This is a genomic window from Bartonella kosoyi (genome assembly GCF_003606325.2).
In the GTDB taxonomy this organism is placed as follows: Bacteria; Pseudomonadota; Alphaproteobacteria; order Rhizobiales; family Rhizobiaceae; genus Bartonella; species Bartonella kosoyi.
In genome coordinates this window covers 1,856,315-1,868,586 of sequence record NZ_CP031843.2, presented here as the reverse complement: position 1 = coordinate 1,868,586, position 12,272 = coordinate 1,856,315, and the positions used below count along the sequence as shown (strand labels likewise).

The 12,272-nt window shown below is 38.1% G+C and carries 7 protein-coding genes; 6 read left to right on the top strand and 1 reads right to left on the bottom strand.

What is annotated here, in order from left to right; genetic code table 11:
- Window positions 1-1,159: 1,159 nt before the first annotated feature.
- The 6 genes from D1093_RS08175 (at window position 1,160) to D1093_RS08150 (ending at window position 8,521) form a co-directional block, all read left to right on the top strand.
- Window positions 1,160-2,785, top strand: a complete 1,626-nt coding sequence (locus D1093_RS08175) for an ABC transporter substrate-binding protein (RefSeq protein WP_120101882.1) — start codon at window positions 1,160-1,162, stop codon at window positions 2,783-2,785.
- A gap of 356 nt (window positions 2,786-3,141) precedes the next feature.
- Window positions 3,142-4,758 (top strand): ABC transporter substrate-binding protein, encoded by a 1,617-nt coding sequence (locus D1093_RS08170; RefSeq protein ID WP_120101880.1) that lies wholly within the window; start codon window positions 3,142-3,144, stop codon window positions 4,756-4,758.
- Between the two features lie 111 nt (window positions 4,759-4,869).
- Window positions 4,870-5,943, top strand: coding sequence for an ABC transporter permease (locus D1093_RS08165; RefSeq protein ID WP_120101878.1), 1,074 nt, complete (start codon window positions 4,870-4,872; stop codon window positions 5,941-5,943).
- Between the two features lie 2 nt (window positions 5,944-5,945).
- Entirely contained in the window at window positions 5,946-6,875 is a 930-nt protein-coding gene (locus tag D1093_RS08160; RefSeq protein ID WP_120101876.1) for an ABC transporter permease, read from the top strand.
- Window positions 6,868-7,752 (top strand): ABC transporter ATP-binding protein, encoded by an 885-nt coding sequence (locus D1093_RS08155; protein ID WP_120101874.1) that lies wholly within the window; start codon window positions 6,868-6,870, stop codon window positions 7,750-7,752. The genes D1093_RS08160 and D1093_RS08155 overlap by 8 nt, the downstream gene beginning before the upstream one ends.
- Window positions 7,739-8,521: an ABC transporter ATP-binding protein gene (locus D1093_RS08150; RefSeq protein ID WP_120101872.1), complete on the top strand. Its 783-nt coding sequence runs from the start codon at window positions 7,739-7,741 to the stop codon at window positions 8,519-8,521. The genes D1093_RS08155 and D1093_RS08150 overlap by 14 nt, the downstream gene beginning before the upstream one ends.
- A 599-nt stretch (window positions 8,522-9,120) precedes the next feature.
- Here the strand turns inward: D1093_RS08150 and D1093_RS08145 are convergent.
- Complete coding sequence (locus D1093_RS08145) at window positions 9,121-11,964, bottom strand: autotransporter outer membrane beta-barrel domain-containing protein (RefSeq protein ID WP_342212225.1); 2,844 nt, start codon at window positions 11,962-11,964, stop codon at window positions 9,121-9,123.
- Between the last annotated feature and the right edge of the window lie 308 nt (window positions 11,965-12,272).

Sequence of the window (12,272 nt, the reverse complement as noted above, 5' to 3'; positions counted from 1 at the left end):
ATACAATAGTGATGATTTTTTTAATTGTTGTTAGTCTTCAGTATACTTTAAAATGACAAAAGTATACTTTTGGGAATGAAAAAAAATGCAAAAAAGCGTAATATCTTAAACCTCCTGTATCTGGAGTTCGATAAGGACGATATTTTATATATAAAGCAGGATATCACTAGGTTGCTAATTCACGTGCTTTAAAAAACATTTCGCCCCTCAGCTCATTTTCGACGGTGCTGGTGAATAGGTATAACAGCGAAGTTATTGAGCATCACTATCTTACGCTTATGAAGGAATGAGCCGTACCATCATACACACTTCGCCAGTCCTAAAATATTATGACAGTGCTTGGCATTTGAAATGGTTTAGAAGAGGTGTTTTTATCTCAGTTAATGCCATGGACGTTATCATAAGTCATGAATATTTTATTCATGTTTATTGATGAATGCAAAATGATTTTTAAATGGAGCTGGTGTTGCATTGTTATATTTTGCTTGGGTTGTATGATCGTTGGTTTATGTGTGGTGGTCGATCATTCAAGACCTTTCTAGGTCATACAAAATAAAATGCTGCGATGAAAAATTGACGTTAAATAGCTCAAGCTGCTTGTGTTAGTTTTTTTTATCTGATAACTTTCTTCTATTAAAGAGGGGTTTTGCTGCGTGTGAGCTCCAGTTTTGGGGAGGATACTTAAGCTCAGACAGGCTGGTATTCACGACATTGCTCATTGAATCTCTGTATGTGGTTGTTGAAACCAAACGTTTTATTACAGCATGTTGTTTGCTATTCTATTTTTATAGCGGCAAAGCAATGATGCATACTAAAGTTTAGAAGGATTTATATTCGTTATGTCTTTGGGGAAAATTGTATCATGAATTTTGTTTTGATGATTAATTAGAGGGTGATAAAGCGCATTGTCGCGTGCAAAGAGCATTATGAAAAGAATGTGATATTGGTTGGTAAACATATATTCCATGTTCACTATGGTTTGATTAAGACTGTCAATCAATGAATTTATAAAGTGGATGAAATTTAAAAGGAGATGACTCTGTATAAGTGATGAGAACATATTTTCTCAATCTTTATAATTATAAATATGCCCTTTATGATTATAAATTTGCATGTCATTTCAATGTCATTCATTGATAAAAAATAAAGGGGAAATTTTATGAGCTTGAAGAAAAAAATATTGAAAAGGAGCAGCTCTCTTGTTTCTGTTCTTATGGCACTGGGGATGGTTGCACAACAAGTTATAGCAAAAACGCCGCCGAATACTCTTGTGATGGCTTGGAATATGGATGCAATCAGTACATTTGATCCTGCCCAAAGCAATGATGTTTATGCAAGTGAAATTATTGAAAATATTTGTGATAATTTGGTCACTACAGCAGCAGATGATCCAACAAAAATAGTTCCAGCATTAGCAAAACATTGGGATGTTTCGGGGGATGATCACAGTACGGTAATTACCTTTCATTTGCGCGATGGTTTGAAGTTTAATGATGGGAGAGCAGCTAACGCCAATGATCTTGTTTGGGGGATGAAGCGGGTTGTCAAATTAAAAATGGCTGATGCGGCAACTTTTAATGAATATGGGATTACAGAGCAAAATGTTGATGATGCTTTGCAAACTCCCGATGAAAAAACGGTGGTGATGAAATTTGATAAGCCTTATCCAGCAGAGCTTATTCTTAATAATGTTGTTGCAAATCATGTCACGGCTTTGCTTGATCGTGAGACAATTATGAGGCATGAAAAAGATGGCGATCTGGGAAATCAGTATTTAAAAACGCATGCTGCTTGTATTGGTCCTTATCAGTTAAAAAGTTGGCGCCCTGGAGAAGCTCTTTTGTTGCGTGCAAGCTCCCATTATTGGGGGGAAGTACCAAAATTGAAGCAGATACTCATTCGCCATGTTGCAGAGCCTGGAACACAACGTTTGTTGTTGCAAAAGCACGATATTGATGTGGCTCGTAATTTGACCTCTGAAGATCTTGCAGATTTGCAAAAAACAACAGATGTTAAAGTTGAAAAGGTGTTGGTGCCAAGTATGATGTATTGGGGATTTAATATGACAAATCCCATTTTTGCTAAGGAAAAAGTACGCTTGGCGATGCGCTATCTCATAGACTATGAAGGTTTTGGCAAGAAGCTTCTCAAGGGTGTTGGTATCCCACGGGCAAGTTTTATTCCTCTTGGCAATTTTGGCGCTTTGGATGAAAAAGAAGGACAGCCCTTTAAGCTTGATATTCAAAAAGCCAAGAAACTTTTAGCAGAGGCTGGTTATCCAAATGGATTTGAGGCAAAATTTCTTGTTGCAAATTCTCCTTATACTTTAGCACTTGCCCAGTCACTCCAAGATAGTGCGGCACAAGCCGGGGTGCGTCTTAAAATTGAACGTGTAGCGGGTACGCAATTGTTTTCAAAGGTGGATGCACGAGCTTTTGATACAACTTTTATTGGGTGGAATAGTGGATCTACGGATCCCCATACCATGGCTTCACGTCTTGTTTATAATCCGGATAATCGGTTTGAGGCAAAAAATACAGCCTATCCTAGTTGGCAGCATGGGTATTTTGATACAGAGATGAATCACAAAGTTGAAGAGGCTTTATTTCAAAAAGATCCACAAAAACGGGCAAAAATATATGCTGATTTACAACGTGAGTTAATGCAAAAAGGCCCTTATGCATTTATCTTTCAGAAATATAATGTGATAGCGATGACACCTGATGTCAAAAAATGGGTTTGGAATAGTGCGCCGCGTGTTTTTTATAGTGCAATTGAAAAATAAGCGTGTCTTTTTATGTCATCAAAGATAAAAAGAGCTGATCATAATTATATGATGAAAATACTCTTCTCAGTAAGAGCCCTTCAGTTTTTAAAGAAGATGAAATTGCTGGGGATTGTGTCGTATATGATTGAGGTCAGTGATAGGGAGAGATGGATATGGGAAGTTATATTGAAGAATTTTGGGTTTATGGTTACAAATTCTCTTCATTTTGAATAATAAATTGATCTATCAGAAAATTACTTTATAGATGCTTAGTTTGATTAGATGAAGTTGATGTTTGATACCTTGCTCTTGAAAAGATAAAAGAGGAAAATCATAATCACTTTGTATGAAAAGGTACAAGAGGAAGCGATAAAATGGGGAAAAAAAGAATGTTGAAAAGAATTTGTGTTTTATTAAGCACAATGGGATTTTTAAATGGGGCTATCGTATCAGCATTTAGTGCTTCATCGAAAGATATATTGGTGATGGCATGGAATATCGATTCAATGAGCAGTTTTGATCCAGCGCAAACCGTTGAGGTTGTGACAAGTGAGTTATTGACGAATATTTGCAGTGCACTCGTGCAATATGATGAGCATGATCCTACAAAAATTCGTCCGGCTATGGCACAATCTTGGGATGTTTTAGATAATGGTAAAAGAATAGTTTTTCATCTTCGTGATGATTTAAAGTTTGATGATGGGAGAGTGGCGACGGCGCAAGATCTCGTATGGTCGATGCGACGGATTATTAAATTAGGTTTGAGTTATGCTCAATCTTTAATGGATTATGGGTTTACCAAAGATAATATCGAAACAAATATTCAAGCTCTTGATGATAAGACTTTACAATTAAAATTAGATAAACCCTATCCTATTCAGCTCATCTTGACTGTTATTGGACAATCGTATGCTTCAGCTCTGCTTGATCGGAAAACAATTGAAGCGCAGAGTATCAACGGTGATATGGGGAATAAATATTTAGCAACACATTCGGCTTGTGTTGGACCTTATAAATTGGCAAGTTGGTCTCCAGGGGATAAAGTTGTGTTAGAGGCTACACAGCATTATTGGGGGAAAGTGCCTAAAATTAAGCAGATTTTCGTGCGTCATGTGGCGGATTCAGCAAGTCAAAGACTTCTTTTGGAAAAAGGTGATGTGGATATAGTGCGGGACCTTTCTTCAGAAGATATTTTAGACATTGAAAAAAAAGGCGGTCCGGTCAAAATTAGTCGTGTTTTACGTCCGCAGATTATTTATCTATCGTTAAACAATAAGAACGCAATTTTTGCGAACGAAAAGGTCAGATTAGCACTTCGTTATTTGGTTGATTATGAAGGTCTTGGAAAAACTGTCTTGAAGGGAATTGCTATTCCGCGGGCAACTTATATGTCTTTAGGTGTTCCTGGTGCTTTGGATGAAAAAGAAGGTCTTCCCTTTAAGTTAGATTTTAAAAAAGCAAAACAGTTAATAAATGAAGCAGGTTATCCTAACGGTTTTAAAGCTAATCTTCTCGTTGGAAGTCTTAGCTATATGTCGTCTGTTGCGCAGTCTATTCAAGCCAATGCACGCAAAATTGGTGTGGAGCTTACAATTGAAAAAATGGCACAAAATCAATTGTTAAGTCGTGTACGGGGCGGAAATTATGATACTGCACTTATGGGGTGGGGGAGCGCTGATCCTGATGGACATCCCGCTTCATTAAATCACGTGTTTAATCCTGACCCAACATTTACCAAAAAACATAATATGTATTTGGCTTGGCGCGCTGGATATTATGATGAAAATATTAATAAAATGGTGATGGATGCTTTGTTTGAGCAAGACCCTCATAAGCGTATTATGCAATATCGTACTTTACAGCATTATGTGCTAGAGCATGGTCCGATGGTTTATTTATTTCAGACATATTATACCGTTGGTATGGGACCTGCAGTCAAAAAATGGGTTTGGAATAGTTACAGACTTTATTACAATGAAGCAGAAAAATAAAAAGAAGCATGTTATGGAAAAGGCTTGCAGGACATGCTTCATAAGAAGTTGTTTCATTCTATAAAAAAGGTATTCGCTTTATGTTTTATCGCTACAGAGGGGATTTTTATAATGGTTTTGTCACTTTCAGAGACTGAAAGAGCTGTATCAGAAAAGCAGAAAAAATTATTTTTATGGGATTTTTTGTCCAAGGGATTAAAACTTCTTATTTCAGTTTTTATCACACTGCTTGGATTGGTGACGATTACTTTTTTTCTTGGTCATCTTCTTCCTCTCGATCCTGTTCTCTCTATTCTTGGTGATAATATCAGTCAGGAAGCTTATGATGCCATGTACTATAAGCTGGGTCTTGATAAGCCGTTGATTGTTCAATATTGGAAGTATCTCCATAATGTATTTTTATTCGACTTTGGAGATGCTTTAACGTCTGGACGTCCTGTTTTAGCTGATATTATGCGCGTATTCCCTGCTACATTAGAGCTTGCAACTGTTGCTATTGTTATTGGCACAACTCTTGGAATTCCCTTTGGTGTTTTTGCAGCAATGTATCGCGATTCATTTATTGATTATATTGTCCGTGTTTTTACACTCTTGAGTTATTCTACCCCGACATTTTGGCTTGGGCTTATGGCGTTGTTAATATTTTATGCCAAGCTTGGCTGGGTTGGAGGTCCAGGACGCCTCGATTTTCTTTATGAATATTCTTTTGAACCCAAAACAGGATTTTTTCTTTGGGATACCGCGAGCCAAGGACAATGGGAGGCTTTTGGGAATGTCTTTAGTCACATTATTATGCCTGCTTTGATCTTAGCTTTTGGTGCTATGGCTTATATTAGTCGTATGACTCGGGGGTTTATGATTGAGCAGCTTAATCAAGAATATATTATTACTGCTCGTGTAAAGGGATTATCGTGGGCACGAACCGTTTGGGGGCATGCCTTTCGGAATGCTGCGGTTCAAGTTATTACCGTTGTTGCACTTTCTTATGCTTTTTTATTAGAAGGGGCTGTTTTGACGGAGACAGTTTTTGCTTGGCCTGGTTTCGGACATTATTTGACAAATGCTCTCCTTGCTGGAGACATGAATGCAGTTGTCGGATGTACTTTACTTGTAGGATTTATCTTTGTTGCCATTAATTTATTTTCTGATTTGCTTTATCGCATTTTTGATCCAAGGACACGTTGAATATGACAGTTAGTAATCATCACAAATCGCAATCATCATCTTCTTTGAGCTCTTGGTTAAACGATCCTGTTCCACGGTCCATAATACAAGCAAACATACAAAGAATTTATCACGCACTGGTGAAGTTTTTTCATAACTTTTCAGCTGTCTTTGGTCTGTTTATTATTTGTATTATTATCATATGCGCACTTTTTGCTCCTTGGATTGCGACGCACGATTTTTTGAGCAATGATCTGGGGCATCGGTTGCAGCCCCCCTCTATGGCGCATTATTTTGGGACAGATGAATTAGGACGTGACATTTTTAGTCGTCTTGTTTTTGGTTCTCGTATTACTCTTTATGTTGTTTTTCTCACAACCATTATTGTCGGACCAATAGGGCTTATTGTTGGGACTGTCTCTGGTTATGTGGGTGGATGGGTTGATACTGTGCTCATGCGTATTGTTGATATTTTTCTCGCTTTTCCAGCGTTGATTTTAGCTCTTGCTTTTTCAGCTGCATTAGGACCAGGGATTGAAAATGCTTCTATTGCTATTTCAATTGCAGCGTGGCCACCAATCGCACGTTTAGCGCGCGCTGAGACTTTGACAATACGTTCTTCTGATTATGTTTCTGTGGTTCGCTTGCAGGGGGCTTCTGCTTGGCGGATAATTTTGTTTCATGTTGCGCCTATGTGTATTCCTTCAGTGATTGTGCGATTAACTTTAGATATGTCTGGAATTATTTTAACGGCTGCAGGCCTTGGATTTTTAGGGTTGGGAGCACAACTTCCAAGTCCTGAATGGGGAGCGATGCTTTCTTCAGGGCGGGAATTTATGATGACAAATTGGTGGTTGGCAGCAATACCAGGCTGTGCAATATTATTTGCAAGCCTTGCTTTCAATCTTTTAGGTGATGGTCTTCGTGATGTATTGGATCCACGCAATGGGTAATAAATTATTAGAAGTAGAAGATTTACGTATTTCTTTTCCCACAACGCGCGGCATTGCAGAAGTTGTGCGCGGTGTTAGCTTTTCTGTCGGAAAAGAAAAAATTGGCATTGTTGGTGAATCCGGATCTGGCAAATCGATGACTGGACGCGCAATACTAAAGCTGAGTCCAAAATCAGCTATTGTTAAAGCTAAAAAAATGCGCTTTGAGGATGTCGATTTATTGCGTGCCAGTGAACCTCAGATGCGAAAAATCCGCGGTAAGCGTATTTCAATGATTTTACAGGATCCCAAATATTCACTTAATCCACTCATACGGATTGGGGAACAAATTATGGAGGCTTACCGTATTCATTACCGTGTTTCAAAAGCTGAAGCGCGGGAGCGAACCATATCTATGTTAGAATCTGTTCATATTCGTGATCCTGAACATGTGATGCGTCTCTTTCCTCATGAAATATCTGGGGGGATGGGGCAACGCGTGATGATTGCAATGATGCTCATTCCAAAACCTGATTTAATTATTGCCGATGAACCAACATCTGCGCTTGATATTACGGTCAGACGACAAGTTTTGTCCGTATTAGATGAACTTGTGACAAAATCTGGAACGGGGCTTATTTTCATTAGTCATGATTTGAATATGATTGCTGATTTTTGTGATCGTATTTTAGTGATGTATGCGGGTCGTGTGCTAGAAGAGTTGCCTGCTTCTGATTTGTCTCACGCTTGTCACCCTTATACGAAGGCTTTGCTCGCCAGTTTGCCACGGCTTGATAATCCTGTTGATGTTTTGGCTGTTCCTGAGCGCGATCCTGATTGGTTGTATAATCCTACGATTGTTAATGGTGTTGAGGAGGTTCATCATGACAAATTGTGAGAATATTATTGATGTTTCTAATTTATCTGTCACGTTTGGGCACAGACATAAGGCTGTAACCGTTGTTAAAAATGTTAATTTTTATATTAAGCGTGGTGAAGCTTATGGTCTGATTGGTGAATCCGGATGTGGAAAATCAACTATTTTGAATACATTGGTGGGGCTTATTCCAGAGTATAGTGGAAAGTTTCTTTTTGATGGAGAAGAGGTTGCAAAAAAAAGGGACAAGAGTTTTCTGCGTCGTATTCAAATGGTGTTTCAAGATCCTTATGCTTCGCTGCATCCAAGAAAAATGGTCCATACGGTTCTTTCTGAATCGCTCAAAATCCATGGCATGGATAATCAAAGAGAGCGGGTGGAGGATGCTTTAGATTCCGTTGGCTTAAATTCTTCATTTCTTTATCGTTATCCTCATGAATTATCTGGAGGACAGCGTCAGCGTATTGCTCTTGCTCGTGCTTTAATTATCGAGCCAGAGGTTTTGTTGCTTGATGAGCCAACATCTGCATTGGATGTGTCGGTACAGGCTGAAATTTTAAACTTGTTGAAATCATTGCGCGAGAGAAAAAAGCTTACTTATTTGATGGTGTCCCATGATCTTGCTGTTGTTGCACATATTTGTGAACGCGTTGGTATTATGCATAAAGGGATTATTCTTGAAGAACTTAGCAATGATGAATTGCGTAATCTCCATGCACAACACGATTATACAAAAGAATTTTTTGAAGCCAGTATTGAGCCTATCGTTCATAGAGAGCAAAGAGCGTGATCGATTTTTCTGAAGAAAGAATATCGTTTTTTTTTGAAGATTCTGAAGTTGCTTGGCGGCCTTGTTGAAAGGGAAGGGAGAATAATAGGATTTTTTTGGTTATGAATTTGCTGGATAGTGTTTGAGCTATAATATTTTAAATTCTATTAGAATTCTGGTTGTAAAATATACAAGTGACTTATAACATACATTCTTTGTTTGATAGTATTGTCTTGTTTTTTGCTTATCATTTTCTGTTTAGTCGTTTTATTTTAGGATTTTAAGCACTAAATTTGTGAGAAATAACAGGCGATAATACATTGTGTTTTTCAGAAAAGATTCTCATTATTTTATAATATCATCTTATTTTTTAGTTGTGCTTTTTTTACAATTTCAGGCATTATTTAGCGAAAAATGCTAAGCTTTATTCTTTATAAAAAAAGTTTTTGTAAAAAATATCCAATGGTCAATGAGACAGTCTTCAAATATTTTGCTGTTTTCTATTTTAAAAACCGCTAAAAAAATAAATCGTCATAAACAAAAAAGGCAGCATGATATGCTGCCTTTTTTGTTTGATGAAGTGTATAGAATAACAATACACTTGTTGTTAAAGTTTTGCCTCAAAACTGATAGCGTATTCCGCCTGAAAAACTTTCTCCAGAGATCCCCGTTTTTTGCAGCTTTTGTTGATAACTTACATCACCATGAAGGGAGAGGTTCGTGGACAATTGTGCACTGATACCAAGCCCACCTTCAAGCAAAGAGCCCATAGGATCAAGTTGATAAGCTTTATCAATATATATTGCTTGATCATCACCAAACGTTTTGATCACATTTATTTTTCCATAGAAGGAAACAGCTCGCCCGTTTTCAGCAGTGACAATGGTTTTGTTCAAACGTCCTCCAACACGGATCAACCATTGATGATGTTTGTTCATATTGACTTTAAAGCTGTCAGTATCCGAAATGGTATCAAACATCAAATATTGATAGGCAAGTTGTGCTTGAGGTTCAAAGGTTACACCTGCAATCCCGGTGGCAAATTTTTTGCCAATAGTTGTAGAGAGGTTCAACATTTTTGCATTTTTCACTTTTGCGGTTTTGCCAATGATGGCGTTGCTGATATCTCCTTTTAGGATTCCATAGGATAAAAGGGTATCAAGATAGAAACCATTGTCATGCTGTATGCTACCATAGGCTGTAAGTGACCATTTATCCACTGTGCTTTTACTTGCGTCTTTCATATTCTTTGGCGTGAAAGAAAGCTGCCCGTAGGTTCCTATAAGACCGAAATGTGTTGTGGTATTTTGCCCTTCCAGGGCAGCAAAGTTCACACCCCCTTGGAGAGCGGCATAGCGAAGATGAGCACCGCTATAACCATATTTACGAGGAGCACTTTCAGAGGATAATGTTCCTGTTCCTCCGTAGGTATATAAGAAGAAGCCGTTTTGTTTTTCTTGTTGTTTCCCCGAGACAGATGTTCTCATATTGGCTAACAGCGCATTTTGTTTTGCCATATCGATCAATCCCGTATAGAAGAGGGCATTTGGCATGAGCAAATAGTTTGCCATTTGAGGGACGACGGCTTGCACATTTTGTTCAGGATCAGGGGGAGAGCCGGGGTTAGTGCCAGAACCGGGGTTAGAATTAAGAAATTCAGGTTGTAAACGAAAATCCCAGAAATTTTCATTTTTTTCATCCAACAGATTTTGCGCCATATTGGCTTTGCCATGGCTTGAATTTGGTCCATAGGCACGGAGAGTATATTTATTGGGTGCACCGTTTCTTGTGGTATAGCCATTGACTAATTTGAAGGAGTCTTCACGGGCATTTCCAGAAACTTGAATGAGTGAAAGACCGCGCACATTGGCAGAAGCGGAAGTGTTTTCTTTCACATTATTCCCTCCTGAGCGTCTTGTGACATAAATTGATGTATTGCCTGATACATCTCCATTGATCAGAAGCCGGTCTGTTTTTTGCTCAGTGATTAGTGCCCCATCACTCCACCAAGTATTGAGAGAAATCTGTGCATTTCCTGTTGCATTATAGACCGCTCTGGTATCTGGTTTTCCCGAACCTATATGCAATGTGTGGTAATAACCATCTTCTATTGGTTCTGCAAAAACAACAGAGCTGTTGTTGAGATTAAGCACAGAAACATCAGAGCGTGATCTTTGAGCGATATCAAGAAGATTACCATCAGCATCTTTTTCTTGTGCGCTGTTTTTTAAGAACCATTGTGTACCGTTTTTGAGGTTAAAACGTACGTTTCTCTCCTTTGTGATGTTTGCTCTGCCTTCTAAAATAGAATGATCTGCATTTAATGTGAAGCTACCGTTGGGTATTGCTTTTGCATTTATCGCTTCCAAAAACTCTTGATTTCCCCAAGTACCGTTGCCTAATAAAACATCTGCATGGATTTCTGAATTTATGAGATTGGCTGTACCAATTGACAGATTGGTAATATTTTTAATGGTATTATCACTGAAAGTTGCAATGAGAATTCCAGTGTCATTGTCGACATGGATCTTTGTATTGGTCAAATTGATCTCAGCGTTTTGATAATTTTTTGGATCATTTGATTCATTTAAAGAAGTAGAAAGAACAGATGCGAGCTGCAAACCACCAATTTTCCCTGTTACAGAGACGTTTGTAATATCAATGTGTCCCCCGTTTGCAGTATATAATGCAGCTTCTTTTGCATTTACTGTACCTTCTGTCATTGTAATCTTAGTTTGCGGATCGGTTGCATATAATCCACCACCATTAGATGAGATAATTTCAGCTTTGTCTTTTAAAGTAATAATACTGCCAGATTCAGCATACATTCCTACGGTGCTTGCAGAAACTAATCCCCCTGATACTGTTACTTGAGAATGATCATGAGCATTTATGCCTTGATCTACTTGAGTAATTATTACATTGTCTTTTAAAGTAATGGTGCTGTCAGAAACAGCAGATACTCCTAGGGTACTTGCAGAAACTGATCCCCCTGATACTGTTACTTGAGAATTAAAAAAAGCATCTACACCGGAATATGTTTGAGTAATTGTCACATTTTTCAAAGAGAGTTTGCTTTTTTTTAGGACATCGACTCCGGAGGATGGTGTCTCATTATTTTTAAAACCTGATATCACCACATCTTCCAGTTTATTTTCATCACTATTACTCTCAATGTATTCAGCTCCTATGAGCGAAGTTGTAATGGAGCCTCCGGTCATCTTGCCCGTGCTACCCTCGTGCACATCAAGCCCGATTGAAACATCTTTAATTGTTGTGCCATGCAATTCAATTACGCTCCCTTCATTTTCTGCAAAAATACCGGTTCCCATATCCGCTATTGATGTTACAAAAGTACCTTTAAAAGTTGATGTTATAATAACATCTGTAACATCAATATGGCCACCGTTTTCTGCACGCAATGTGCCTAGAGTAGTTCCACCTGCTACTGTTCCCCCCGTCATTGTGATTTTTGATTGTGGTCCATCTGCATATAAACCACTATAACTCGATGAGGTAATTTTAGCGTTATCTTTTATATCAATGATACTGCCTTGCTTAGCAGATACTCCATAAAGCTTTCCATCAAATTCCCCTCCTGATATTGTTATTTGAGAGTGATCATCTGCTTCTAGAGCATTGAAAGCGTGAACAGTTACCCCTTTTAAGGTAAGGTTGCTGTTTTTGGTAACTATTCCTAAAAATGTATCTAGACTATCATTCGCATCCGTTATAAGTACATTCTCTAGTTTATTTTCCTTGCTCTTACTGT